Annotated in this window: 22 protein-coding genes and 1 tRNA gene; 8 read left to right on the top strand and 15 right to left on the bottom strand. The window is 71.6% G+C overall.

Annotation, left to right across the window (positions count from 1 at the left end; genetic code table 11):
* Positions 1–3 precede the first annotated feature (3 nt).
* Positions 4–2,106: a DUF1800 family protein gene (locus tag AB0F61_RS16170; RefSeq protein ID WP_357809690.1), complete on the bottom strand. Its 2,103-nt coding sequence runs from the start codon at positions 2,104–2,106 to the stop codon at positions 4–6.
* A gap of 431 nt (positions 2,107–2,537) precedes the next feature.
* Between AB0F61_RS16170 and AB0F61_RS16165 the strand changes: the two genes are divergently transcribed.
* Positions 2,538–2,795, top strand: a complete 258-nt coding sequence (locus AB0F61_RS16165; protein ID WP_355028062.1) for a DUF3040 domain-containing protein — start codon at positions 2,538–2,540, stop codon at positions 2,793–2,795.
* Between the two features lie 4 nt (positions 2,796–2,799).
* On the opposite strand, the gene AB0F61_RS16160 is transcribed toward AB0F61_RS16165, so the two are convergent.
* The 3 genes from AB0F61_RS16160 to AB0F61_RS16150 all read right to left on the bottom strand — a co-directional run bounded on the left by AB0F61_RS16160 (position 2,800) and on the right by AB0F61_RS16150 (position 7,788).
* Entirely contained in the window at positions 2,800–3,717 is a 918-nt protein-coding gene (locus tag AB0F61_RS16160) for an SWIM zinc finger family protein (protein WP_357809687.1), read from the bottom strand.
* Positions 3,714–7,043, bottom strand: a complete 3,330-nt coding sequence (locus AB0F61_RS16155; protein ID WP_357809685.1) for a DEAD/DEAH box helicase — start codon at positions 7,041–7,043, stop codon at positions 3,714–3,716. The genes AB0F61_RS16160 and AB0F61_RS16155 overlap by 4 nt, the downstream gene beginning before the upstream one ends.
* 226 nt (positions 7,044–7,269) lie before the next feature.
* On the bottom strand, positions 7,270–7,788 hold the full coding sequence (locus AB0F61_RS16150; protein ID WP_357809683.1) for a DinB family protein: 519 nt from the start codon (positions 7,786–7,788) through the stop codon (positions 7,270–7,272).
* Between the two features lie 82 nt (positions 7,789–7,870).
* Between AB0F61_RS16150 and AB0F61_RS16145 the strand changes: the two genes are divergently transcribed.
* Positions 7,871–8,077 (top strand): hypothetical protein, encoded by a 207-nt coding sequence (locus tag AB0F61_RS16145; protein WP_357809680.1) that lies wholly within the window; start codon positions 7,871–7,873, stop codon positions 8,075–8,077.
* Positions 8,078–8,085: 8 nt separating this feature from the next.
* On the opposite strand, the gene AB0F61_RS16140 is transcribed toward AB0F61_RS16145, so the two are convergent.
* Both AB0F61_RS16140 and AB0F61_RS16135 read right to left on the bottom strand, forming a co-directional pair.
* Positions 8,086–9,228, bottom strand: a complete 1,143-nt coding sequence (locus AB0F61_RS16140) for a polysaccharide pyruvyl transferase family protein (protein ID WP_357809678.1) — start codon at positions 9,226–9,228, stop codon at positions 8,086–8,088.
* A gap of 102 nt (positions 9,229–9,330) precedes the next feature.
* Complete coding sequence (locus AB0F61_RS16135) at positions 9,331–9,789, bottom strand: N-acetyltransferase (protein ID WP_357809674.1); 459 nt, start codon at positions 9,787–9,789, stop codon at positions 9,331–9,333.
* 337 nt (positions 9,790–10,126) lie between these two features.
* On the opposite strand from AB0F61_RS16135, the gene AB0F61_RS16130 reads away from it, so the two are divergent.
* Both AB0F61_RS16130 and AB0F61_RS16125 read left to right on the top strand, forming a co-directional pair.
* The gene (locus AB0F61_RS16130; protein ID WP_357809672.1) at positions 10,127–10,867 is read left to right on the top strand and encodes a 3-oxoacyl-ACP reductase family protein; all 741 of its coding nucleotides are present in this window, start codon (positions 10,127–10,129) and stop codon (positions 10,865–10,867) included.
* A 184-nt stretch (positions 10,868–11,051) separates the two neighbouring features.
* Complete coding sequence (locus AB0F61_RS16125) at positions 11,052–11,507, top strand: hypothetical protein (RefSeq protein ID WP_357809669.1); 456 nt, start codon at positions 11,052–11,054, stop codon at positions 11,505–11,507.
* A 51-nt stretch (positions 11,508–11,558) separates the two neighbouring features.
* On the opposite strand, the gene AB0F61_RS16120 is transcribed toward AB0F61_RS16125, so the two are convergent.
* Together AB0F61_RS16120 and AB0F61_RS16115 are read right to left on the bottom strand one after the other, a co-directional pair.
* Positions 11,559–11,762, bottom strand: coding sequence for a heavy-metal-associated domain-containing protein (locus tag AB0F61_RS16120; protein WP_357809666.1), 204 nt, complete (start codon positions 11,760–11,762; stop codon positions 11,559–11,561).
* Positions 11,759–12,175 carry a nuclear transport factor 2 family protein gene (locus AB0F61_RS16115; protein WP_357809664.1) on the bottom strand — a complete coding sequence of 139 codons (417 nt, stop codon included), beginning with the start codon at positions 12,173–12,175 and terminating at the stop codon, positions 11,759–11,761. Before AB0F61_RS16115 ends, AB0F61_RS16120 begins: the two co-directional genes overlap by 4 nt.
* An 86-nt stretch (positions 12,176–12,261) precedes the next feature.
* On the opposite strand from AB0F61_RS16115, the gene AB0F61_RS16110 reads away from it, so the two are divergent.
* On the top strand, positions 12,262–12,849 hold the full coding sequence (locus AB0F61_RS16110) for a TetR/AcrR family transcriptional regulator (RefSeq protein ID WP_357809662.1): 588 nt from the start codon (positions 12,262–12,264) through the stop codon (positions 12,847–12,849).
* A 220-nt stretch (positions 12,850–13,069) separates the two neighbouring features.
* Here the strand turns inward: AB0F61_RS16110 and AB0F61_RS16105 are convergent.
* The 6 genes from AB0F61_RS16105 to AB0F61_RS16080 all read right to left on the bottom strand — a co-directional run bounded on the left by AB0F61_RS16105 (position 13,070) and on the right by AB0F61_RS16080 (position 17,945).
* Positions 13,070–13,141 (bottom strand) — tRNA-Val (locus AB0F61_RS16105).
* A gap of 77 nt (positions 13,142–13,218) precedes the next feature.
* Positions 13,219–13,683 (bottom strand): peroxiredoxin, encoded by a 465-nt coding sequence (locus AB0F61_RS16100; RefSeq protein ID WP_357809659.1) that lies wholly within the window; start codon positions 13,681–13,683, stop codon positions 13,219–13,221.
* An 86-nt stretch (positions 13,684–13,769) separates the two neighbouring features.
* On the bottom strand, positions 13,770–14,207 hold the full coding sequence (locus AB0F61_RS16095) for a DUF3052 domain-containing protein (RefSeq protein ID WP_110565654.1): 438 nt from the start codon (positions 14,205–14,207) through the stop codon (positions 13,770–13,772).
* Between the two features lie 112 nt (positions 14,208–14,319).
* Positions 14,320–16,818: a thiamine pyrophosphate-dependent enzyme gene (locus tag AB0F61_RS16090; protein WP_357809656.1), complete on the bottom strand. Its 2,499-nt coding sequence runs from the start codon at positions 16,816–16,818 to the stop codon at positions 14,320–14,322.
* A gap of 51 nt (positions 16,819–16,869) precedes the next feature.
* Positions 16,870–17,274 carry a MarR family winged helix-turn-helix transcriptional regulator gene (locus tag AB0F61_RS16085; RefSeq protein WP_357809861.1) on the bottom strand — a complete coding sequence of 135 codons (405 nt, stop codon included), beginning with the start codon at positions 17,272–17,274 and terminating at the stop codon, positions 16,870–16,872.
* A 266-nt stretch (positions 17,275–17,540) separates the two neighbouring features.
* Positions 17,541–17,945, bottom strand: a complete 405-nt coding sequence (locus AB0F61_RS16080) for a YjbQ family protein (protein ID WP_357809654.1) — start codon at positions 17,943–17,945, stop codon at positions 17,541–17,543.
* Positions 17,946–18,160: 215 nt separating this feature from the next.
* Between AB0F61_RS16080 and aceE the strand changes: the two genes are divergently transcribed.
* On the top strand, positions 18,161–20,899 hold the full coding sequence (gene aceE / locus AB0F61_RS16075) for a pyruvate dehydrogenase (acetyl-transferring), homodimeric type (protein WP_357809651.1): 2,739 nt from the start codon (positions 18,161–18,163) through the stop codon (positions 20,897–20,899).
* A 134-nt stretch (positions 20,900–21,033) separates the two neighbouring features.
* Here aceE and AB0F61_RS16070 read toward each other — a convergent pair whose 3' ends face one another.
* Positions 21,034–21,480 (bottom strand): SRPBCC domain-containing protein, encoded by a 447-nt coding sequence (locus tag AB0F61_RS16070; RefSeq protein ID WP_269682909.1) that lies wholly within the window; start codon positions 21,478–21,480, stop codon positions 21,034–21,036.
* Positions 21,481–21,666: 186 nt separating this feature from the next.
* Here AB0F61_RS16070 and AB0F61_RS16065 point away from each other — a divergent pair, with 186 nt between their 5' ends.
* Both AB0F61_RS16065 and AB0F61_RS16060 read left to right on the top strand, forming a co-directional pair.
* Positions 21,667–23,016 carry a GH1 family beta-glucosidase gene (locus AB0F61_RS16065; RefSeq protein ID WP_357809648.1) on the top strand — a complete coding sequence of 450 codons (1,350 nt, stop codon included), beginning with the start codon at positions 21,667–21,669 and terminating at the stop codon, positions 23,014–23,016.
* Positions 23,013–24,290 (top strand): MFS transporter, encoded by a 1,278-nt coding sequence (locus tag AB0F61_RS16060; protein WP_357809645.1) that lies wholly within the window; start codon positions 23,013–23,015, stop codon positions 24,288–24,290. Before AB0F61_RS16065 ends, AB0F61_RS16060 begins: the two co-directional genes overlap by 4 nt.
* The last annotated feature ends 8 nt before the right edge of the window (positions 24,291–24,298 follow it).

Here is a 24,298-nt window from a genome sequence, read left to right as displayed (position 1 = left end):
GCCTCACCGGAGGTGGTGCTGGGGGGAAGCGAGGATCGCCCGCGCGACGGCGGTGATGGCCCCGTTGAACGTGGCGTCGACCTTGGCAGTCGCCGGCACACCGGCCACACCGAGGATCAGGTTCTTCTCCCGCGTGCTCAGCTTCTGACCCACCAGCCGCTGGGAGAGCGCGTCCACGTACGCCCCGGCGGTGGCCGGCGGCTTGGCGACCAGCTTCTCCGGCGCCGTGTACGTGAAGGCGGTGCGGTAGCCGGCGATGATCTCGCCCGCCTCGTTCCAGCCGTTGACCATGGTGCCGGCCGAGGTCCAGGCGACGTAGACATCCGGGTAGCCGTCCGGGGTGGGCTGACCCATCGGGTAGTGGCCCAGCTCGCGCAGCTTGTCGTGGATCTGCCGCAGGCCCCGGGCGTACGGGGTGCGCTTGTTGTCGCCGTTGTTGTGCTTCGGCGACGCCTCGGGTGAGACACCCAGGGTGCGGTACGTGGCGACCAGGTACTCCATCGGCCGGCGCACCTTCTGGCCCACGCCGGCCCAGAACTCGGAGGAGCAGAACAGCGCCATCAACACCGGCTTGATCAGACCGTTGTTCGTCGTGTACGTCTTGGCGAGCCGATCCACGAGGGACTTCGGCGGGGTGTCCGAGACGAACCGGGTCGCCAGGCTCTGCGCGACGTACTTCGCGGTCGACGGGTGCAGCGCGATGTAGGCGATGTACGCGTCGATGGCCGCGTCGGCCTTCTTCGGGTCCAGGGAGTCGTTGGCGTGGGTGAAGCCGAGGACCTTCACCTTGCCGACGTAGTGCTGCTCCGGCTTGAAGGCGTACTTGCCGTCCTTGTCGAGGCCGCGGCCCGTTTGCAGCAGCGCCGCCTGCCGGACGTCCGTCTCCCCGTAACCACCGTCGACGCCCACCGAGTAGAGCTCGAGGTTCTCCCGGGCGAGGTTCTCGTTGATCGCGTCCTTGCGGGAGTCCTTCTGGTTCAGGTAGATCAGCAGCGCGGGGTGCTTGTTCGCGGCGACAAGCATCTCCGGGTAGCTGCCCAGCGCGTGCTTGCGCACGACCTCCTGGTCGAACGAGTTGCGGTAGGCCTCGCCACCGTCGAAGTCGGCGGCGACGTGCAGGAAGTCGTTCCAGAAGTCGACCATCACCTCGAACAGTTGGCGCTTGGACCAGATCTGCCGGGCGATGGTGGCGTCGACCATCTCGCGCTCCGGCTGGGCGTCCTGCTCGTTGAGCTGGTCCCGCTGGGCGCGCAACTGCTGTGGGTCGAGCTTCAGGGAGGGCAGCTCGGAGAGCTTCAGCTCGGCCTTGCTCGGCTCGATCTTGTCCGGCTCCAACTGGGCGCGGATCCAGGCGTCGATGCCCTGGCTCTTGATGTCGGCGATCACGGCGGGCGTCGGCCCGAAGGTGGCGCGCCGGGCCAGGTGCAGGATCGGGTCCTTGGCCAGCACCGTCTTGACTGTCACCTTGGTCGCTGCCGCGGCGGCGGCCGGACCGGACAGGGTCCGTCCCGTCGTCGGCGCGTTCTTCTTCAGCGCCTCGCCGGCCCGGGAGCCCATGTAGCTCTCGTTCTGCTCGGTGTAGGTACGCACCGTGCTGGGCTGCTGTCCGCTGGGCCGCGCCGCGGTGCCGTCGGTCACCGTGCTGCCGGTCGCGTCGCCAGCCGCCGCCGCCTCGTCGCCGAAGAGGCCACGGAACTGCGGGGTCATGGCGAGCGCCGCGCCACCGGCGACGACGGCAGCGGTGCCGCCGAGGGCGACCATGGCCTTGCGCCGGCCGACCTTGCGACCCGAGTCGTCGTCATCGTCCAGAGCGGGCAGTCCGGCACCGGCCGGTCGCGCCGGCGCCGGCCGGCCGAGACCCTCCGGGCCGACCCACTGCGGTCCGCGCGGGCCGGGGGCCGGCTGTCCGGCGTGGGCGTAAGCGTCGCCGTACTGCTCGCGCGGGTCGGCCTGCGCGGGGTAGCCGCCCTGGTAGGGGTGGGGCGAGTCGTACCCGTAGGGCGCGGGCGTGCTGGGGTCGCCGTAGCCGTCCGCGCTGTGGTGCTGGCGTCCGTCCCAGCCGCGGTCGTCCCGCGGTCGACGTGGTGGCACATTCTGGTCGGCCATGTACCAATCCCGATTTCTGATGAGCGCCGGAAGCTGCGACCGGGCAGGTGCGGCAGGTGCGGCGACTGTTGCCTGAGGGGGTTGCTACGGCAAGGTAACCAAGCGCTCAGGTGCCTTCAAGGTGGGCTGAACACCCTCGCGAGGGCACTTAAGACAGCGCTCAGCGCGACAACGCGGGCAGGCGTCGGGCGACGGTCGGGCGCAGACCTTCCCAGCAGGGCGTACGCGCGGCAGCCGGGCACAGACCGGACCGTCCCGCCATACGCGACACGTTCCACGCCGTTCACCACCACAGGCAAACTTAAGGTTTGGGTAAGCCGGACGTGAGGTGACCTCGCGTGGCGGAAAAGTAGCAGCTGCGGGCGAGCGTGAGCCGCCGCAGCAGCGGGTATGCCGCCGAACCGCTGAACGCGTGAGGGGAAGGCAGCGCCATGCTCAGCAAAGAGGATCAGCGCAGGTTCGACCAGATCACCCGTCAGCTCCGGGAAAGTGACCCGGCCTTTTTCGCCCGGTTGGACCACCGGGCTCGGGCCCGCAGGGGCCGTTACCTGATGTTGTTGACCATCGTGCTGTGGGCGTCGCTGCCGGCGATAGCCGTGTTCGCCGGTCGGTTGACCGGCGCGATCTGCGCGGTGGTGCTGGTGGCGAACGCCGCGATCATGTGGCGGTTCCGCCGCCGGTGGACGTGACGGCTCACCGGTCGGCCGGGCCGAACGCCCGGTACGCGCGGCGCAACCGTTCGAGTAGTCCCGGCCCGCCGATGGCCGGCGCTGGCGCTCCGAGCTGGCGCAGCAGAAGGTCGGGGCCGGTCGCCAGTCGGGGTGGCCGATCGGGCAGCGGCACCGCCGGCGTCCAGAACCGGTCCGCGGATTCGGCAAGCGGGGTTGCCGGCAGGCCGGCGAGCGCGCGGGCCGCGCCGACGGGTGCCAGGCCATCCACAGTCGACAGTCGACCGTCCGGTTCGGACGGTGGGCCGGTCGGTGTGGGTGGCAGGGCCGCTCCGGTGGCCTCGACCCGCCGGGCGCGCAGCTCGTCGAGCAACTCCGCACGGGACCGGCCGCGCCAGTGCAGCAGCTCGAACGGGTCCGCGTCGAACGCCTCGGCCAGCAGGTAGAACGTTGCCGCGAGATGCTTGCACGGCACCGCGAAGTCGGGGCAGTTGCACCGCTGGGTCAGCTCGTCCACGCCGGCCGGGAAGAGCGGCGCGCCAGCGGCGACGAACAGCTCCTCCAGCTCGTCGGGGAGGTCCCCGGCGAGCAGCCGGGCGCTGAAGAACGCCTGGCCGGCCAGCTCCGCCTCGATGCGGGACCAGAGCGCGGCCGGGAACGGCTCCAGCGCGATGGACACCTGGTACGGCTGCGGCCGGGAGCCCTGCACCACCGCGCTGACCCGTCCGGGGGCGATGTCGAGGGTGAGCACCTGACCGGCCCGCGCGTAGGACCGCCCACGGGTCAGCCGGGTGCCGAGCGCGAACGACTCAAGCACCTCCAGGAAACGCCGCGACCACCAGGAGCGGCCGATCGCCCCCCGGGCGCTGCGCGCCCGCAGGCCCCCGTCGACCCGGCGGGGGCGCCCGTAGTCGGCGAACCGGTCGGTACTCGGCTGGCTCACTCCACCACCGCCCCGGCCTCCAGGGCGAACAGGTCACGCAACTGGCCGGTGGACAGCTCGGTGATCCACTGCTCGCCGGTGCCGACCACCCGCTGGGCGAGGCTGCGCTTGTCCGCGATCATCGCGGCCACCTTCTCCTCCACCGTCCCGGCGCAGACGAACTTGCGGACCTGCACCCGTCGGCGCTGCCCGATCCGGAACGCCCGGTCGGTGGCCTGGTCCTCCACCGCCGGGTTCCACCACCGGTCCACGTGCACCACGTGGTTCGCCGCGGTCAGGGTGAGCCCGGTGCCACCGGCCTTGAGGGACAGGACGAACAGCGGCGGACCGTCGGCGGACTGGAAGCGCTGCACCATCGCGTCCCGTTCGGCCTTGCCGAGGCCGCCGTGCAGGAACAGCACCTCCCGACCGAACCGCGCCGACAGGTGACCGCGCAGCATCGCGCCGAACTCGGCGTACTGGGTGAACAGCAGCGCCCGCTCCCCCGCCGCCAGCACCTCCTCCATGATCTCGGTCAGCCGGGCCAGCTTGCCGGAGCGGCCCTCCAGCGGGGAGCCGTCCCGCAGCAACTGGGCCGGGTGGTTGCAGACCTGCTTGAGCCGGGTCATGGTGGCCAGCACCAGGCCGCGTCGCTCGATGCCGTCGCTCGTTTCGATCCGGGCCAGCATGTCGTCGACCACCACCCGGTACAGGGCTGCCTGTTCGGCGGTGAGGTTGCAGAGCACGTCCATCTCGAGCTTCTCCGGCAGATCCGAGATGATCGACGAGTCGGTCTTGAGCCGGCGCAACACGAACGGACCGGTGATCCGGCGTAGCCGCTCGGCGGCCTCGGCGTCGCCGTGCCGTTCGATCGGCTCGGCGAACCGTTTGCGGAACGTCGCCGCCGGCCCCAACAGCCCCGGGTTGGCGAACTGCATGATCGACCACAGGTCGGCGAGCCGGTTCTCCACTGGCGTACCGGTCACCGCCACCCGCTGCCGGGCGGGCAGCGCGCGGACCGCCTCGGCCTGCCGGGTCGACGCGTTCTTGATCGCCTGCGCCTCGTCCACCACCACCCGGTGCCAGTCGATGCCGGCCAGGTCGACGGCATCGCGGGCAGCCACCGAGTAGGTGGTGAGAACCAGGTCCGCGCCGTGCGCGGCAGCGGTGAACTCCGCCCCCCGCGCCCGCTCCGCCCCATGGTGTACGTGCACCCGCAGCCCCGGGGTGAACCGTGCCGCCTCCCGCTGCCAGTTGCCGACCAGCGACATCGGACAGACCAGCAGCGTCGGTCCGGCCTCCGGCGGGTCCCCGGCCAGCAGGGCGAGCAACTGCACGGTCTTGCCCAGCCCCATGTCGTCGGCGAGTACGCCACCCAGGCCGAGCGAGCGCAGGAACGCCAGCCAGGCCAGCCCGCGCTGCTGGTACGGCCGCAGCGTCCCCTGGAAACCCGGCGGCGGGTCCAGCGGCGTGAGCCGGCGCTCCACCGCCCCGGCGAGCAGGTCGCCGAGCGCCCCGTCGGCGGTCACCTCCAGCACCGGCAGCGCCCCGGTCGCCTCGCCGTCGGCCAGCCCGAGGCGGAGCAGGTCGGCGACGGTCAACTCGCCTGCCGAGCGGAGCAGACGCAGACCTGCGGCGAGCCGCCCCGGGTCCAGCTCGACCCACCTGCCGCGCAGCCGCACCAGCGGGGTCTTCGTCTCGGCCAACGCCGCCAACTCCTCGGCGGACAGCGGCTGGTCACCGAGAGCGATCTCCCAGCGGTAGTCGACAAGGGCGTCCAGACCGACACCGGCCTCGGTGCCACCCACCGTGCCGGGCGCGGTGCGACTGCGGGCCCGCAACCGGGCGCCGAGCCGCGCCGACGGACGCTGCCACCACGACGGCAGCAGCACCCCGAAACCGGCCGCGTGCAGCACCGGGGCGCCCTCGCTGAGGAACCGGTGCGCCCCGTCCACGTCGAGGTCCATCGCCTCGGGGGCGGCGGTACGCAGCGCGGCGTCCAGGTCCGGCCAGAGCCGGCTGGCCCGGCCCAGCTCGGCGAGCAGTGTCTCCTGCGGGCTCGTCGTCCGGCCGGCCAGGCCGCCGAGTGTCTGCGGTGCCCGCCAGACCTGCCCGGCGTCGACGTGCAGGCCGGGTTCGTCCGCCGCCTGCAACCCGAACTCCAGCCGCCAACGCCCACCGCCGGTCGCCTCGACCGACGCCGGTGTGCTCGCCATCGGTGCTGACGTGCTTTCGGCCGGTGCCGGTCGGGTCGCCAGGATCGGTTCGGTGACCTCGTCCGGAGCCGGCTCCGCCAGCCGGAAACTGGCCCGCACCGGGCCGCCGGCGGCGTCCCGCTGCCAGGCGTCCAGCTCTGCCCGCAGCGTGGCCAGCGCCGTGGGATCGACTGTGAAGTCACGCCGCGGGCCGGCGAGCGCCGCCAACCAGGCCGGTGCCGGGCCACCCGGCCGCAGCCCCCGGGCCAGGGTGGTGGTCGCCAGAGCGACCCGCGCGGCCGCGTCGGTGAGCACGTCAAGCGCATCCGCGACCACCTCGGCGGCGGTCAGCTCACTCCCGCCCGAAGCACCGGCCACGGCGGCGGTGCCGGCCGCGTTGAGGGTGGCGGGTTCCACTGCGGCTCGGGCGGCTGGCGGCAGGGCCAACGCCAGCGAACGCGCCCAGGCGGCGTCGGTGCCGGTCAACAGCGGCCGCCAGACCGCGCGCGCCGACACCTGCGCAGGATCGCCCGACGAAGCCCCTGCGACAGTGCCACCGGCTGCCGCGGCACTGCCCGTCGGCGCGGCGATCGCCGGCGTCCTGGTTGCCACCGCGCCGCTCGCCGACGTGACAGCCGCCGCGGCGACGACGCCCGCCGGCGTGGGACACCCCGCCGACGCGGCGACGCCGGGGAGGAGGCGGCCACGGGTCACCAGGTCGACGGCGAAGTCGGCCAGTTCGGCGAGGTGGCGCAGGGTGGCCCCGGGCACCGCCGGGAGGTCGTCCAGCGCGCGGAGCAGCGAGAGCGCGTCGTCTGGGGCGTACACCAGCACGGGGACGCGCCACCCGGCCAGGGTGAGCCGGCTGCGGGCCGGGGGTGCGACGGCGGTCCGGATCAGCTCGGGCGAGTCGGTCGGCGCGCCGGCCCGGGTGGGCAGGGTGAGCAGGGCGGTGCCGGGGTGGGCCGGTTCGGCGGCGTGGGCGAGGACGGCGACCAGGTCGGCGTGCCCGGCGGCGAAGGGGTGCGGGCGTTCCCGGGGCGACCGGCTGGGACGGGTCGGCGTTTGGGGCACGGCGCTGTCCTCGGCCCAGACGGAGAGGCCGCCGGTCGAGCCGTCGCAGGGCTTCCACAGCCCGTGGATGACCAGCACCTGCTCCCCCTCGTCGCCGCCCGCGCCCCAGGATATGCGGCCCCACCGGGCTGACGTCGGCACCCACCGACGGACCGGCGCATCCCACCCAGGTCAGCGGCGTCGCCGTCACGGGCTCCCCGGCGTGATCGACACGGGTTCACTGATGTCGCGCTATCCGAGCAGACCGGACACCCCGACTTCAGTGAACCCGTGTCGGTCGTGCGGCTGCGGGTGCCAACACCGCTCAGATCGCGCCGGACTCGCCGTCGGTCAACTCGCGCAGGATGTCGGCGTGACCGGCGTGCCGTGCCGTCTCCTCGATCAGGTGCACCAGGATCCAGCGCAGCGACACCTCGCCGAGCTGCGGGTGCGGCACCACGTGGTCGAGGTCGAAGCGGGCCGCGATCGCCCTCGACCGTGCGCAGGCCCGCTCGTACGCCTCGGTGAGCCCGGCGACGGTGTCCTGGTCGCCGAGCGTGAAGCTCGCCACCGCGTCCTCCTCCGAGGTGAGGTAGACGTCGCCGGGCTCGGGAGCCAGCAGGGTCGGGAACCAGTTGCGCTCGACCAGGGTCAGGTGCTTGACCAGCCCGGCGAGGGTGGTCGCCGAGGGCACCAGCCGTCGGCCCGCGTCGGCATCGGAGAGACCGCGCAGTTTGCGCAGCAGCACGGCACGGTGGAAGTCGAGAAACGAGTCCAGTACGGCACGCTCGTCGCCGGTACGGGCGAGCACCGGGCCGAGCGTCGGATCGATCGTCTGCTCCATCCGCCGACCCTAGCCACGGGCCGGGTCGCCCGCTGCCCCGCTATCCGCTGCGGGCGGGCGGCACGACGGGCAGGATGGGCGCATGGCTTCATCCGTGCGGATCCTTCTCGTCGGCGGCGCGGCGGACGGGCAGACCATCACCGTCGAACTGGACAGCAACGGCCGTCCACCGCTGACCCACCATCACCTCGGCCCGGGTGGGTTGGCGCAGGCACAGATCTACGAGCTGGAGACCGCCCACGAGGAGGCAGGCGAGTGGCGTTACCGGTGGACCGGTCCCGCGGTGTGAGCGCCCACTCAGACCCGGGTGAGCGCCTGGGTGCGTAGGCCCTCCAGCACCCCACGGGTGACCTCCGAGGTGCCCCGCGCCTGCTCGCACACCTCCGCCACCCGGCGGGCCGTGGCCTCCGCGCGTTGCTCCCGCTCGTCCCACAGCCGGTCGACCTCGGCCAGTAGCGGCCCCTCGACCTCCCGCTCCACGCCGCGCAGCGCCGGCACGCCGAGTCGCTGGGCGAGGTCGAAGACCTTGCCGGCGTACGGCAGGGGCAGGAACGGTGTGCCGACCATCGCCGCGAAGATCAGGAAGTGCAGGCGCATGCCGACGGCCAGGTCGAAGTGGCGCATCAGCCCGAGCACCTGCTGCGGCGAGTAGGTGCCGTGCAGGATCCGACCGTGATCGGCGGCGACCATGTGCGAGAGCACCCCGTGGGCGTGCCGGATGTCGTCGCGTTCCATCGGCACGAACAGCACGTACGCGTCGATCCGGTGCACCAGGAAGTCACCGATCTGGGCCAGCAGCCGGTGGTAGCCGTCCACGTCGAGCCGCTCGGCGGCCCGCCCCGGCTCCCGCACGCTGATCCCGACCAGCCGCTTACCGACCGGCACACCCTCCTCGGCGAGCAGGTGGGCCGGGAAGTCCTCGGGTTGCAAGAGGAACGCCGGGTCGGCGGTGACCGTTATCGGGTTCAGCAGACCTGCCTCCTCCAGCACCATCCGGGACTCCTGATCCCGGACCGTCACCTGGGTCGCGCCGGAGAGCGTCTCCCGGACCATGCCGGTGTCCACCCCGTCGCTGAGCGGCCCCACCCCCACCGCGTACGTGATCAGGGGGAGGCCGCGCTCCTGGGCGACCCGAACCACCCGCAGGTAGCGGCGGGCCTCCCGGTCGTAGAGGATGCCGCCGCCGCCCAGGATGAGCAGGTCGAGCTGGGCCAGGACCAGGGCGGAGTCGGTGCGGCTGACGCCCTCCCAGGGCACCGCCTCGACGTCCGGGTGGGCGGCACGGGTGTGCTCGGGGTTACGGGAGAACACGATGATCCGGGCGTTGGGTTCCTGCGAACGCAGATCGGCGAGCAGGCCGGTGAGGATCGCCTCGTCGCCGAGGTTTCGCCCACCGTACGAGCCGAGCACACCGATGGTCAGTCCGGCACCGTGCGTCATCCGTCGCTCCTCCCCAGGTGCGGTCCGCGCCGGTTTCCCGCTGGGCAGGTGAACAGTCCTGCCGGGGGGACGTCCCGGGTCGCTCCGGGCCGGCGCGCCGGCTCAGCCCGCCGGGGCGATCGGCTTCGCCATCTGCTGCGAGATGACCTCGAAGCCCAGGCTCTGGTAGAGCCCGATCGCGACAGCGTTCGTACCGAAGACGTTCAGGCCCAGCTCGGGCACCTTGTGCTTGGCGAGTTCGACCTCGATGAGCTGGATCATCCGCCGTGCGTACCCGCGTCCCCGGTGCGCGGGATGCACCTCGATGTTGTGGATCCAGGCCTGGCCCGGGGCGGCCGACGTCGGCAGGGACACCCAGATCCAACCGATCTCGGTGTCGTCGACCCGGCCCAACCGCAGCAGCGTTCCCTCGGTCGCCGCGCCCGCCGGCAGCGACTCCCGGATCTGGGTGACGGACCGTTCCAGGGCCGCCTCCGGGGTCAACCCCCGGTTCACGACCAGGTCCTCGGCGTACCCCTGCTCCAGCGTCCGGAGCAACCGGGCCAGGTCCTGCTCCGTCATCGGTGTCAGCGTCAACTCCACCGAATCCTCCCCTCCCTCGTCGCCGGTGAAGAGTGCAGCAGATCCGATCGAGGTACGCCACCGGGTTCGCCCAGCCCGCCGGTACCCCGCCGGATCCGGCTTGCCGACGCGCACCTCCAAGATCCGCGCAACTTCGGTGATGTTGCTGCCTCGTCGGCCGTTGAGGCAGCAGGATCCCTGAAGTTGCGCGGATCTTGGAAGTGGCCGGGGTGGCGGGGTGGCGGGGTGGCGCGCGCGGGTATCGGACCTGGGGGTGGGAGCGGGGGGTCCGATTGCCGCCAGACGGGGAGGTCGGCACGGCCACATGATCGTTTGCATGATGACACTGAACGACAAGGTCGCCCTGGTGACCGGTGGTTCCCGCGGCATCGGGGCCGGCATCGCCCTGCGCCTGGCCCAGGACGGCGCCGACGTGGCGCTCACCTACCGGCAGGACGCGGAGCGGGCCGCGACAGTGGTGCGGCAGATCGAGGCGCTGGGCCGGCGGGCGCTGGCCGTGCAGGCCGACGGTGCCGACCCGAGCGCCGTACGGGGCGCGGTCGACCGGGTGGCCGCCGAACTGGGTCGGTTGGACATCCTGGTGAACAACGCGGCGGTCTTCCTTGTCGGTGCCATGGACGAGTTGGGCACGGCGGAGGTGGAGCGGACCATCGCGGTGAACATCCGAGCCCCGTACGTCGCCGCGCAGGCGGCGCTGCGGCACCTGGGCGAAGGCGGACGGATCATCAGCATCGGCAGCAACGTCGGCGAACGGGCCGTCTTTCCCGGGCTGACGCTCTACTCGATGAGCAAGACCGCCCTGGTCGGGTTGACCCGCGGCCTGGCCCGCGAGCTTGGCCCACGGGACATCACCGTCAACCTGGTCAACCCCGGCCCGACGGACACGGACGCCAACCCGGCGGACGGACCGAACGCAGCGGCCATCAGCGGATTCACCGCCGTCGGCCGCTACGCTCGCCCCGCCGACATCGCCGCCACCGTCGCGCACCTCGCCAGCCCGGAGGCCGGCTACGTGACCGGCGCGGTGATCAATGTGGACGGTGGCTTCACCAGCTGAGGAACCCGGGCGGCGTCGTCGCGCCCTCCGGCGCCGCCCCACCTCAACCTCGGTCGGAAGCGGATCACCGAATGGCTCGACGATCGTCGGGACCGGGCCGGGAGCAGGGGCGACGAGGGCGACGAGGATCCGGCGCGGCAACGGGCCAGGTCCATTCCGCGTGGACACGAATAGAATTCCCCGGGTGAAGCCACGGGCGGTCTCGCTGGACCTGGGCGTGATTCCGTCGCCCGCCGGGTCGGGTGAGCTGCTGCTGGCGGACGAGCGGAGCTGCCGCCTCGTCTTCGCTACCCAGCAGCCGCACCGAATAGCGATGGCGACCTTCGCCGGTTTCGCCCAGGTGCTCTTCGGCTACCCGAATGACGAGGCGCTGTCCGGTCATCCTCTCCACGACCCCGACTGGGAGTACGGGTTCTACGAGGTGCAGGGGTCGCCGTGGCCCAGCCGGCTGGAGGCACAGAACCGGGTGCCGTTCCCGGAGACACCCTCGGGGTGGCGGCAGCTGCGCCACTTCCTCGTGGTCTGCCACGAGGATCTCGTCGAGGTCCTCGCCGACGAGGTGAGCGTCGAGGTGTTCGACAAGTCGTTCGAAGAGGTGGCGATGCACGCCCTGCGGCTCAACCTGGGCAGCAGCTGCTGATGCCCGACGAGATCTCGTCGGGCTGTGGCGGGACGAGGCCCCGGTCAGTCGTCAGGGCAGTTCGTACCCGGCTTCCTCGACGGCGGCACGCACCTCGGCGATGTCGAGAGGTCTGTCGCTCGTCACCGTGGCGGTGTCGCCTTCGACGTCCACTGACACGGCTGTGACACCGGGAATCCGTTCGATCTCCTCGGTGACGAAGCCCGCACAGTGCCCGCAGGCCATACCGATCACGCGGTAGCTGCTGACGGTCATGTCGACACCTGCCGCCGGTCGCCGGCCCGGACGGGCACGGATCGGGTGAGCATGTGCGCTCGTCGCATCCGCCCGTCGTCGGCGAACTGCCCGAAGAAGTACACGTCCACACTGCCCTCGCGTTTGGAGGTCTGGAAGTGCAGGGTGTAGCGGGCGGCGATCCGGTCTCCGTCCGCCATCGCCTCGTGCACCTCCCAGCGGGCGCCGGTCTGGTGCTTGCGCGCCGGGCGGCTGTGCGCGATGAGCTTGGTGCGGTCCATCAGGTTGCCGTCGGCGAGTTGCACAATGTCGGGCGTGTGGTAGCGGTCGACGACCACCGCCGGGTCCTCGTCACCGCGAACCAGATCGCCCATGAAGGAGGTGAAGAAGTCGGCGATGAACTTCTTCGGGTCGGTGCCGTCGAAAACGCCCATGTCACCCGCCGTCGCGTCGCGATCACACTAAATCTTTACAGCTCGTAAGATATAGACCATCGAGAAACTTTGGCAAGGTGTAAGAGATGAGTGGTTCAGCGGACCGCAACCGCCGCGCCGACGCCCGCCGCAACAGCGGCGCGATCCTCGACGCGGCGGCCCGACTGCTCGACGCGCAACCCGACGCCAGCCTCGACGCCATCGCCGGCGCGGCCGGGGTGACCCGGCAGACCGTCTACGCCCACTTCCCGTCTCGCGAGCACCTGATGGCAGCAGTCGTCGACCGGATCACCCAGGAGGCGGTTGCCGCGATGGACGCCGCCGACCCGGACACCGGATCAGCCGCCGAGGCGCTGATCCGTGTCCTCCAGGCCGGCAGCCGGACCGCGGAGCGGCATCCGGGGCTCGTCCAGCAGATAGCGTCGCTCCCGGTGAGCCCGCACACCGACCAGGAACGCCACGCACCGATCGCCGACCGGATCAGCCGGGTGATCCGGCGTGGTCAGGCGAGCGGCGAGTTCGACAAGGGACTCCCGGCCGAGTGGCTCGCCACGGTCACCATCAAGATCGGGCACGCCGCCGGCGAGGAGGTGGACGCCGGCCGGATGTCCCCGACCGAGGCGGCCGACGCGCTGCGCACCACACTGCTGCGGACGCTGAGCGCAGGAAGCTGACCCGCCGACAAACGATCGATCACGTGCCGCGACTCAGCGCCGGGTGCGGTTTCGGCGTACGGCCCAGACTCCACCGACGATCGCCGCCGCCGACGGGAGCAGACAACAGAGACTGAGAATCGCGAGGTGCCACGGCTTGATCGCGCCCATAGCCGCGAAGGTTATCGGGTGCGGTCAAGCCACACCTCGCGGTCGTCGCCTGGACACCTGTGCTGAAGGGTGGGCGCGGCAGGTTTCGAACCTGCGACCCCCCGCTTGTAAGGCGGGTGCTCTCCCACTGAGCTACGCGCCCGGATCGCCCGTGCGGCGGGCCGGTGGCTGGCAAGCTTACCTTGCTCGCCGCCGGCCCCGGCGCACGGCGTACTCCGGTCAGCCGGCCGCTTCGGCGATGGCCTTGCGCCAGCCCTGCTGGTCGCGGGCCTCGCCCGGACCGTTCATCTCGGCGAAGCGGACCACGCCGGCCTTGTCGATGACGAAGGTGCCCCGGTTGGCGAAGCCGCCGGCGTCGTTGAAGACCCCGTACGCCTGGGCGACGGCACCGTGCGGCCAGAAGTCGGCGAGCATCGGGAACTGGTAGCCCTCCCGGTCGGCCCAGACCTTGTGGCTGAAGACCGAGTCGACACTGACCGTCAACACCTGGACGTCGTCGTTCACGTACGCGTCGAGGTTGTCCCGCACCTCGCACAGCTCACCCTGGCAGGTGCCGGTGAAGGCGAACGGGTAGAAGACCAGCAGCACGGTGCGCCTGCCCCGAAAGTCCGAGAGTCGGACTTCCTGGTTGTTCTGGTCCTTCAGGACGAAGTCCGGCGCCTCGGCACCAACCTCGATGGGCATGCGTACTCTCCTCGGGTCGAGTCGGGGGAACGGCACCAGCCTGCCACCCGACGGTGCGGACCGCCGGGCCGGCGAAGCGGCGCGGGCTACTTCTTGGCCTTGGCCCCTCGGCGCAGCACCAGACGTGCGCCGCTCCAGTCCCGGCCGGCGTTGACGGTCGAGGTCTGCTGAAGGCCGGCGGTGGGCGCGGACTCCGCGACCTCGCTCGGCTCGACGTGCCCGTCACGCCCCGCCTTCGGGGTGAGAAGCCACACGACCCCGTTGTCGGCCAGCGGGCCGAGGGCATCGACGAGAAGTTCGAAGAGGTCACCGTCGCCGTCGCGGTACCAGACAAGCACCGCGTCGACCACCTCGTCGGTGTCCTCGTCGACCAGCTCTCCACAGCGGTCGGTCAGGGCGTCCCGGAGATCCTGGTCGACGTCGTCGTCGTACCCCATCTCCATGACGACCATCCCCGGTTCGATTCCGAACCGGTCCGCCAGGCTGCGTACCCCGTCGGCGGCCTGACCAGCGGTCGCGCTCACTGTCGCGTGCCTCCTCATCTCGTCCCTGCTCGCGGCGTCGGTGCGACGCCGTCAGGCAAAGTCCACACAGTTGTGCGTCCGCGCGCAAGTGGCGCACCGGGTGGAACGGAATTTACCGTGCCAGCAGCGTACGGGCACCGTCGGTAATGGCTTCCGCGGAGACCAGAACCTGACGTGCTGCCGGACCTAATGGTACAAACGAGTCAACTCCCGCCACGCGCCGCGCGGCTCCCACATATCCGGCGTCGACCAGGGCGGCGATGACTCCCTCACCCACCCCGCCGGAGCGGCGTGTCTCGTCCACCACCAGCACCCGGCCGGTCGCCGAGGACTCCCGGATGATGTCGGCCACCGGCAGCGGCGCCAGCCAGCGCAGGTCCACCACCCGGGTGCCCACGCCCTCCTCGGCGAGGACAGCCGCGGCCCGCAGCGACATCCGCACCCCGTTACCGAAGGTGATGATGGTCAGGTCGTCGGCCGAACCGACCCGGTAGACCCGGGCCCGACCGATCGGCACGTGCCCGGAAACCCACGCACCCGGCTCCGGATAGCCGGCCAGCCACTCCCCGTCGCCATCGGCGTACAGGTCGCGGGTGTGGTAGAGCGCGATCGGCTCCACGAACACGCAGACGCTGCCGTCCACCGCCGCGCTGGCCAGGCAGGTCCGCAGCATCGGCGCGGCGTCGTCCGGCCGTGCCGGCACCGCGACCACCAGACCCGGCACATCCCGGAGTACGGCCACTGAGTTGTCGTTGTGGAAGTGCCCGCCGAACCCCTCCTGGTACGCCAGCCCGGCCACCCGGACGACCATCGGGTTACGGAACGCCCCCCGCGAGAAGAACTGCATGGTGGCCGCCTCGCCGCGCAGTTGGTCCTCGGCGTTGTGCAGGTACGCCAGGTACTGGATCTCCGGCACCGGCAGCATCCCGGCCAACCCCGCGCCCAGGCCCAGCCCCAACACCGACGTCTCGTCGAGCAGCGTGTCGAAGACCCGGGCCGCCCCGAAACGGTCCCGCAGCCCCTTCGTCACCCCGTACACGCCACCCTTGGCGGCCACGTCCTCACCGAAGATCGCCATCTGCGGGTGGTCGAGCATCCCGTCGGCGAGCGCCGCGTTGATGCTCTGCGCCAGGGTCATCGGGCCGGCCAGCTCCGGCGGCTTGCCCCCGAACGCCTCCGCCCGGGCGCCCGCGCCGGGCCCGCTGGCCCGCGCCGCGGCGTCGCCAACCGCCCGCGCCACCCGCACCGGACGGCGGGGCGCCAGCGCCGACACCACGTCGGCCGCGGAGGCCAGCTTCGGCTCGCCCAGCACCTCCTCGGCCAGCCGGCGGACCTGCCAGCCGGTCTCGTCGTACCGGGCCAGCAACTCCTCGCCGGTGGCCACACCGGCGTCGACGAGCAGCCGCGCGGTGGCGACCACCGGGTCCCGGTCCAGGTCCTCGGCCAGCTCGGCCGGGCTTCGGTACGCCGACTCCGCGTCCGCCCCGGCGTGCCCCATCAGCCGTACCGTGCGCAGGTGCAGCACTGCCGGCCGCCGGTTACGGCGTACCCAGGTCGCGGCCTCCGCCGCCACCGCGTACGTCTGCACCGGGTCCGCCCCGTCCGCGCTGAAGTAGCGGATGCCCGGCCTGGCCCGCAGGGTCGCCTCGACCCAGCCCTCAGGTGAGCGGACGCTGATGCCCAGCCCGTTGTCCTCACAGACGAACAGCACCGGAATGCGCAGGCCGGCGTGGTCGTACCAGCCGGCGGTGTTGAACGCGGCGGTGGCGCTGGCGTGGTTGACCGAGGCGTCGCCGAACGAGCAGACCACTATCGCGTCCGGGGGCCACGGGGCGGTTGCGGCGCCCGCGCCGCTGCCAACCCGCACCCCGGCCCCGGTACGCCGCCCGGCGCTGTCCAGCCGGCGCAGCCGTTCCACGGCCAGTCCCATGCCGACCGCGCGGGGCAGGTGCGAGGCGATGGTGGAGGTGGTCGGCACGATGGCCAGATCGGCCCGGCCGAACACCTTGTGCCGGCCGCCGGCGAGCGGCTCCTGGCTGGAGGCGACCATCCCGCGCAGCACGTCCCGGGCGGCGTCCGCGTACGGCGCGAACCCGCCGATGGGCGGCTCGGACCCGGTGGGCCGGGGGTCGGTCGGCTCGGGGTCGGTCGGCTCGGAGTCGGTCGGCCGCCCGGGGTCGATCAGCGACTCAGGGTCGGTCAACCGCTCGGGGTCGGGCGGCACGGACCCGGGCGGCTTCGGGTCGGCGGTCGGTGCTGCGCCGGCGGCGGCCTGCGCGGCCCGGAGGCAGTAGAAGGCGCCGGAGCGGTAGTGCAGCAGCGCCGGATCGGTGGGGCGCAGCGCGGCGGCGACCGCGGCGTTGCCCTCGTGCCCGGCCGAGCCGATCGTGTAGAAACCCTCCCCGAAGCTGCGCAGCCACCGGCCGGCCAGGTCGAGTTGCCGGCTGGTCACCTGGGCGTCGAACAGGTCCAGCACCTGCGCGCCGGTCAGTGGGGCATCGTCGTTGACCGGGTCGGCGGGGTCACGCCGCCGCCCCGCGGCGGGCAGCGCCGCCAGCGTCTCCCGGAACCGGTCGTCGAGGTCTTGCGGGGTTGTCACGTGGGACAGCATTACCGACGGGGGCCCTGGTCGCCCAGTGGGACACGATCGGCGCCTGTCGACTCACTCCGGCCCGCAGGGCTCCGGACCGTCACCGTCGGACACCTTCCGGACCAGGTCACGAAGGGTGCTCAGCTCCCGGTCGGTGAGCCCGGACAGGAGTCGGGAGTCGGACATCACCTCGGTCACCCGGTCCCGCACGCCCCGACCCTCCCCGGTCACCACGAGCGTCTTCTGCCGACGGTCCGTCGGGTCGGTGTGGCGCTGAACCAGCCCGGCCTGCTCCAGCTTGTCCACGAGCACTGTCACGTTCGACCTGTCGCAACCCAACCGCTCGGCGAGGTCGCGGGCCGGCAGCGGGTGGTCCGGATCCAGCTCGTGCAGCGCCCGGGCCGTAGCGGGGGTGAGCCCCAACCGAGCGAACGCGGCGCCCTGTCGGTGTCGCAGCGCGGTGGTCACCTGGGCCATCCGGCGCACCACGTCGTCGGCGAGACCGGCCCGATCCACCGGTCCACCCGCTGCGGAGACCACGTCCTGCGTCACTGCCACATCGTACGCAGCACACCGTTCCGCCAGCTCAGCGTGTGGACACCGCCCCCGGCCCGCCGGCCGTCAAGATCCGCGCAACATCAGGGAAACTGGTGCCTCAGCACCGGCCGAGGCGGCAGTTTCGGGGAAGTTGTGCGGATCTTGCAGGTGCGGGGCGGGGCCGGGCGGGGCGGGGCGGGGCACGCTCAGCCGGGGATGAAGGAGAAGCGGACCTGGCGGGTGGGGTTGTCGCCGTTGGTGTCGACCAGGCAGATGGACTGCCAGGTGCCGAGCGCCAGCCGTCCGCCGAGCACCGGCAGCGTGGCGTACGGCGGGACGAACGCCGGCAGCACGTGGTCGCGGCCGTGACCGGGCGAGCCGTGCCGGTGTCGCCACCGATCTGTCGTGGGCAGCAGGTCGTCCAACGCGCTGAGCAGGTCGTCGTCCGAGCCCGACCCGGTTTCGATGATCGCCAGGCCGGCGGTGGCGTGCGGCACGAAGACGTGCAGCAGGCCGTCGCCCTCGCTGGAGACGAACTGCTGGGCCTCTGCGGTGATGTCCCGGACGGTCGGGCGGGACCCGGTCTGGACGGTGATCACGTCGCTGCGCATACGTCGCATTCTGCCGCAGGCGCGGGTCAGGAGCCGCCGCCACCGCCACCCGCGGTAGGAAGCCCGGACAAGGGCCGGACGCCTCCGTCGCCCTAAGTTACCGGCGGGTACCTGTGTTCAGCATCGCGTCCGGGGGACCTAGACGTGACGAGGGGTGCCACCAGGGGGCAGGATGGCGCTAGAGACCTATCCCACACACAACCGAGGGAACGCCTGTGGCTACGGAACGCAAGCGCCCGGTGATCAGCGACGGCCTACCGAGCCAGCTTCCGGACATCGACCCTGAAGAGACAAGCGAATGGGTCGAGTCGCTTGACGGTGTCATCGACGAACGCGGTGCCAAACGCGCCCGCTACGTCATGCTGCGCCTGCTGGAGCGGGCCCGTGAGCGTCAGGTCGGGGTTCCGCCCCTGACCACCACCGACTACATCAACACCATCCCGTCGGAGCGCGAACCGTGGTTCCCGGGTGACGAGCACGTCGAGCGGCGGATCCGGGCGTACGTCCGGTGGAACGCCGCCATGCTGGTGCACCGGGCGCAGCGCCCGGAGATCGGCGTCGGCGGGCACATCTCGACCTTCGCCAGCTCGGCGTCGCTCTACGAGGTGGGCTTCAACCACTTCTTCCGGGGCAAGAACCACCCCGGCGGCGGCGACCACATCTTCTACCAGGGTCACGCCTCCCCCGGCATGTACGCGCGGGCGTTCCTGGAGGGGCGGCTCAGCGAGCACCAGCTCGACGGGTTCCGCCAGGAGTTGTCGCACCCCGGCGGTGGGCTGCCGTCGTACCCGCACCCGCGGCTGATGCCGGACTTCTGGGAGTTCCCCACCGTCTCGATGGGTCTCGGCGGTCTGAACGCGATCTACCAGGCCCGGTTCAACAGGTACCTGCAGCACCGCGGCATCAAGGACACCTCGCAGCAGCACGTCTGGGCGTTCCTCGGCGACGGCGAGATGGACGAGCCGGAGACGCTCGGTGCCATCGGCGTGGCCGCCCGCGAGGAGTTGGACAACCTCACCTTCGTGATCAACTGCAACCTCCAGCGGCTGGACGGCCCGGTCCGGGGCAACGGCAAGGTCATGCAGGAGCTGGAGGCGTTCTTCCGGGGCGCCGGTTGGAACGTCATCAAGGTGGTCTGGGGCCGCGAGTGGGACCCGCTGCTCGCCGCGGACACCGACGGCGCGCTCGTCAACCTCATGAACACCACGACCGACGGTGACTACCAGACCTACAAGGCCGAGTCCGGCGCGTACGTGCGGGAGCACTTCTTCGGCCGCGACGCGCGGACCCGCAAGATGGTCGACCCGCTGAGCGACGACGAGATCTGGAACCTCAAGCGGGGTGGGCACGACTACCGCAAGCTCTACGCGGCCTACAAGGCGGCCACCGAGCACACCGGTCAGCCCACCGTCATCCTGGCCAAGACGATCAAGGGTTGGACGCTCGGCTCGCACTTCGAGGGCCGCAACGCGACCCACCAGATGAAGAAGCTGACGCTTGAGGATCTGAAGACCTTCCGCGACCGCCTCTACCTGGACATCCCGGACAAGGCGCTGGAGGACAACCCGTACCTGCCGCCGTACTACAACCCGGGTGAGAAGTCGGACGAGATCCAGTACCTGAAGGAGCGGCGCGAGCAGCTCGGCGGGTACCTGCCGTCCCGGCGGACCAGCACCAAGCGCCTGGCCATCCCCGGCCCGGAGCGGTTCGCCGACGTCAAGCGCGGCTCGGGCAAGCAGAAGGTGGCCACCACGATGGCCTTCGTCCGCCTGCTCAAGGACGTCATGAAGGACAAGGAGTTCGGCAAGCGCTGGGTGCCGATCATCCCGGACGAGGCCCGCACCTTCGGCCTCGACTCGATCTTCCCCACCGCGAAGATCTACTCGCCGCACGGCCAGCGCTACACCTCTGTCGACCGGGAGCTGTTCCTGTCGTACAAGGAGTCGACCACCGGGCAGATCCTGCACGAGGGGATCAACGAGGCCGGCTCGGTCGCCTCGTTCACCGCCGCGGGTTCGTCGTACGCCACGCACGACGAGCCGATGATCCCGATGTACATCTTCTACTCGATGTTCGGGTTCCAGCGGACCGCCGACGGGCTGTGGGCGGCTGCCGACCAGATGGCGCGGGGCTTCCTGCTCGGCGCCACCGCGGGTCGGACCACGCTCAACGGTGAGGGCCTCCAGCACGAGGACGGCCACTCGATGCTGATCGCCGCCACCAACCCGGCAGTGGTCGCGTACGACCCGGCGTTCTCCTTCGAGATCGCGCACATCATGGAGCACGGCCTGCACCGGATGTACGGGGACGCGCAGGAGAACGTCTTCTACTACCTGACCGTCTACAACGAGCCGATCCTCCAGCCGGCCGAGCCGGCCGGGGTGGACGTGGAGGGCCTGCTCAAGGGCATCTACCGCTACTCCCCGGCGCCGCAGGTCGACGGCCCGAAGGCCAACGTGCTCGCCTCGGGCACCGGCATGCAGTGGGCGCTCAAGGCCCAGCAGTTGCTCGCCCAGGACTGGGGGGTGGCCGCCGATGTCTGGTCGGTGACCTCCTGGACCGAGCTGCGCCGCGACGCGGTGGAGACCGAGGAGTACAACCTCCTCAACCCGGGCGCCGAGGCGAAGGTGCCGTACATCGCGCAGAAGCTGGCCGACGCGGACGGGCCGAAGGTCGCGGTCAGCGACTGGATGCGGGCGGTGCCGGACCTGATCGCCCGCTGGGTGCCCGGCGACTACACGTCGCTCGGCACCGACGGCTTCGGCATGTCGGACACCCGGCACGCGCTGCGCCGGCACTTCCACGTCGACGCGGAGTCGATCGTGGTGGCCACGCTGCGGCAGTTGGCCCGCAGCGGCGCGGTGGCGGCCGGCGTACCGGCCGAGGCCGCCAAGAAGTACGCGATCGACGACGTCAACGCCGCCCCGGTCGGCGAGACCGGCGGCGACAGCTGATCCAGCACCAGACAGAAGGGCCCGGCGCACCCGCGCCGGGCCCTTCTCGGTGTACGGAGCGGCGGTGGTCCGGGGTCCCTGGCGGGGATCCGGACCACCGCCGTCGCGGGTGACGCCGGGAGGATGGGCGCTCGTCAGCCGACGGCGGCCAGGTCGGTGAGCCGGGCCAGCGAGTCCTCCAGGTCGGCGCCGACCCGACGCAGTCCGAGGCGCAGCAGGGCCGCCTTGACCGGGCCGGCCGGCCAGCGGACCACGATGAGTCGCACGATGGTCCCGCCCTCCTCCTCGTCGGTGGTGAGCTGGACGTAGATCTCGGTGCGCGCCTCCGCACGAGCACCGGCGCCCTTGGCCCGTTCCCGCCAGCCGATGAGCGTCGGCTCCTGGTAGGCGATCACCTCGGCCTCATGCGCCGAGCCGCGCCCCGCCTGGACCAGTTGTCGCCGACCGAAGCCCTCTCCCGAGAGCACTTCGGCCGCGCGGACCCCGGCCAGCCAGGCCGGCAACTGCTCGGCCCGCTGGACAACATCCCAGACCACTTCAATTGGCGCCGCCACGTGCGCACTGCGTTCAACGAGGATCATTTCCGTCTTCCTCCGGTGAGGACATCACACGATATCGGCACTCTATGCGCTAAATCGGACTTACCTGGACGGGTTTGAAAAAAACACGCCGATCAACCATTGCGGATTGCGCCAGGCCGGCCTATGGCGCATCGATGGAGAGCGCCCTAAAGTCCCGAGCACGTTTCACGTTGACCGGGAGGGCGCATGTCGACAGCACCGATGCCGGAGTTCCCCGCTGGCTTCCGCTGGGGCGTCTCCACCTCGGCCCACCAGATCGAGGGCGCCGCCACTGCCGACGGGCGCGGTCCGTCCATCTGGGACACGTTCGCGCACTCCCCCGGACGGATCAGCGACGGCAGCAACGGCGACGTCACCTGCGACCACTACCACCGCCACGCCGAGGACGTCGCGCTGATGGCCGGCCTCGGCGTCGACGCGTACCGGTTCTCGATCGCCTGGCCCCGGGTGCGGCCCACCGGCGCCGGCCCGGCCAACCCGGCCGGCCTCGACTTCTACGACCGACTGGTGGACGAGTTGCTGGCCGCCGGCGTCGACCCGGTGGCGACGCTCTACCACTGGGACCTGCCGCAACCTCTCGAAGACGCCGGTGGCTGGCTGCACCGCGACACCGCCGCCCGGTTCGCCGAGTACGCCGACCTGACCGCCGCCCGACTCGGCGACCGGGTCCGGCTCTGGATCACCCTGAACGAGCCGTTCATCCACATGAGCCTCGGGTACGGCATGGGCGAGCACGCTCCCGGCCGGACACTGCTCTTCGACGCCTTTCCGGTCGCCCACCACCAACTGCTCGGGCACGGGCTCGCGGTCGCCGCGCTGCGGGCCCGCACCAGCAGCCCGGTGGCGATCGCCAACAACTACTCACCGGTGCGCGTGCTCGGTGACCGCGACGCCGACCGGGCCGCCGGGGCCGCGTACGAGGCGCTGCACAACCGGCTCTTCACCGACCCGCTGCTCGGCCGCGGCTACCCGGAACTGCCCGGCTTCGACCCGGGCCTCGTCCACCCCGGCGACCTCGACACCATCGCCGCGCCGATCGACGTGCTCGGGGTCAACTACTACAACCCCACCGGGGTACGGGCGGCCGAGGAGGGCTCACCACTGCCGTTCGACCTGGTGCCGCTGGACGGCTACCCGCGGACCGCCTTCGACTGGCCGGTGGCCCCCGACGGGCTGCGCGAGCTGCTCGGCTGGCTGCGCGACACCTACGGCGACGCCCTGCCGCCCATCGAGATCACCGAGAACGGCTGCGCGTACGACGACGCACCGGACGCGGGCGGGCAGGTGGCCGATCCGGAGCGCGTCGCGTACCTCGACGGGCACCTGCGGGCGGTGCGGGCCGCCATCGACGACGGGGTGGACGTACGCGGGTACTTCGTCTGGTCGTTGCTGGACAACTGGGAGTGGGCCGAGGGGTTCACCAAGCGCTTCGGGCTGGTGCACGTCGACTACGCCACCCAGGCGCGTACGCCGAAGTCGTCGTACACCTGGTTGCGGGACGTGATCGCGGCCTCCCGGGACGGGTCGGCGCGGTGACCACCCTCGACCCGACGCCGGCGTCGCTGCCGGCCGCGCTCGCCGAGCCGACCGCGCCGGTGCGGCGCGGCTGGATCGGTCTGATCTTCGCGGCCAACCTCGGGGTCTGGATGGCGTTCTTCACGCCGATCCAGGTGCTGCTGCCGCAGCAGATCGAGCAGATCGCGCCCGGCGACAAGGAGAACATGCTGGCGGTGGTCACCGGCCTCGGCGCTCTGGCCGCGGTGCTCGCCAACCCCCTCGCGGGAGCCCTCTCCGACCGAACCTGCCTGCGGGTGGCCGGCCGTGAGTTCGGCCGCCGGCACGTCTGGACCGCCGGCGGGGCGCTGCTCGGCGCGGTAGCCCTGGTGCTGCTGGCACAGCAACGGACCATCCTCGGGGTGGCCCTCGGCTGGGTGGCCGCGCAGGTCTGCTTCAACGCCATGCTGGCCAGCCTCAGCGCGGCCATCCCGGACCGGGTGCCGGTCACGCAGCGCGGCGGTGTCTCGGGTTGGGTGGGCATTCCGCAGGCGCTCGGACTGGTGCTCGGCGCGGTGCTGGTCACCGCCGTGGTCACCGGAAACGCGGCCGGCTACCTGTCCATCGCGGTGGCCATCCTGTTGCTGTCGCTGCCGTTCGCGCTGTTCACTGCCGACGAGCCGCTGCCGCGTACACATCGACCCGTGCTGCGCACCCGGGCGCTGCTCGCCTCGATGTGGATCAGCCCGCGGCGGCACCCGGATTTCGCCTGGGCCTGGATCACCCGGTTCCTGGTCCAGCTCGGCAACGCGCTGGGCACCCTCTACCTGCTGTACTTCCTCACCGACGGGGTGCGCCACCCCGACCCCGAGGGTGGGCTGCTGGTGCTGATCCTGCTCTACACGCTCGGCATGATGCTGACCGCGGTGGTCGCCGGCCGACTGTCGGACCGCTCCGGCCGCCGCAAGGTCTACGTGATCGTCTCGGGGCTGATCATGGCGGTGGCGGCGCTGCTGCTCGCGGTCGCGCCGGTCTGGCCGATGGCGATCGTCGCCGCGCTGCTGCTCGGCGCCGGCTACGGCGTGTACCTGTCGGTGGACGCCGCGTTGATCACCCAGGTGCTGCCCCGGGCCACCGACCGGGCCAAGGACCTCGGCGTCATCAACATCGCCAACTCCGCGCCGCAGGTGCTCGGCCCGGCACTGTCCGCCCCACTCGTGGTGTACCTGGGCGGTTACCCCACGCTCTACGCGGTCACCGCCGTGGTCACCCTGGTCGGCAGCGCCCTGGTGGTGAAGATCCGCTCGGTGCCGTGAGTCGAGGC

The sequence above is a fragment of the Micromonospora sp. NPDC023888 genome (genome assembly GCF_040639415.1).
Taxonomy (GTDB): domain Bacteria; phylum Actinomycetota; class Actinomycetes; order Mycobacteriales; family Micromonosporaceae; genus Micromonospora.
The sequence above is the reverse complement of the archived record's forward strand: the minus strand, read 5'-3'. Positions and strand labels throughout refer to the sequence as shown.

Bases quoted from the DNA above. Each gene is read 5' to 3' on its own strand.
- AB0F61_RS16170 (WP_357809690.1), bottom strand. From the start codon at position 2,106: ATGGCCGACCAGAATGTGCCACCACGTCGACCGCGGGACGACCGCGGC.
- AB0F61_RS16165 (WP_355028062.1), top strand. From the start codon at position 2,538: ATGCTCAGCAAAGAGGATCAGCGCAGGTTCGACCAGATCACCCGTCAG.
- AB0F61_RS16150 (WP_357809683.1), bottom strand. From the start codon at position 7,788: ATGGAGCAGACGATCGATCCGACGCTCGGCCCGGTGCTCGCCCGTACC.
- AB0F61_RS16145 (WP_357809680.1), top strand. From the start codon at position 7,871: ATGGCTTCATCCGTGCGGATCCTTCTCGTCGGCGGCGCGGCGGACGGG.
- AB0F61_RS16140 (WP_357809678.1), bottom strand. From the start codon at position 9,228: ATGACGCACGGTGCCGGACTGACCATCGGTGTGCTCGGCTCGTACGGT.
- AB0F61_RS16135 (WP_357809674.1), bottom strand. From the start codon at position 9,789: ATGACGGAGCAGGACCTGGCCCGGTTGCTCCGGACGCTGGAGCAGGGG.
- AB0F61_RS16130 (WP_357809672.1), top strand. From the start codon at position 10,127: ATGATGACACTGAACGACAAGGTCGCCCTGGTGACCGGTGGTTCCCGC.
- AB0F61_RS16120 (WP_357809666.1), bottom strand. From the start codon at position 11,762: ATGACCGTCAGCAGCTACCGCGTGATCGGTATGGCCTGCGGGCACTGT.
- AB0F61_RS16115 (WP_357809664.1), bottom strand. From the start codon at position 12,175: ATGGGCGTTTTCGACGGCACCGACCCGAAGAAGTTCATCGCCGACTTC.
- AB0F61_RS16110 (WP_357809662.1), top strand. From the start codon at position 12,262: ATGAGTGGTTCAGCGGACCGCAACCGCCGCGCCGACGCCCGCCGCAAC.
- AB0F61_RS16100 (WP_357809659.1), bottom strand. From the start codon at position 13,683: ATGCCCATCGAGGTTGGTGCCGAGGCGCCGGACTTCGTCCTGAAGGAC.
- AB0F61_RS16090 (WP_357809656.1), bottom strand. From the start codon at position 16,818: ATGCTGTCCCACGTGACAACCCCGCAAGACCTCGACGACCGGTTCCGG.
- AB0F61_RS16085 (WP_357809861.1), bottom strand. From the start codon at position 17,274: ATGGCCCAGGTGACCACCGCGCTGCGACACCGACAGGGCGCCGCGTTC.
- AB0F61_RS16080 (WP_357809654.1), bottom strand. From the start codon at position 17,945: ATGCGCAGCGACGTGATCACCGTCCAGACCGGGTCCCGCCCGACCGTC.
- AB0F61_RS16070 (WP_269682909.1), bottom strand. From the start codon at position 21,480: ATGATCCTCGTTGAACGCAGTGCGCACGTGGCGGCGCCAATTGAAGTG.
- AB0F61_RS16065 (WP_357809648.1), top strand. From the start codon at position 21,667: ATGTCGACAGCACCGATGCCGGAGTTCCCCGCTGGCTTCCGCTGGGGC.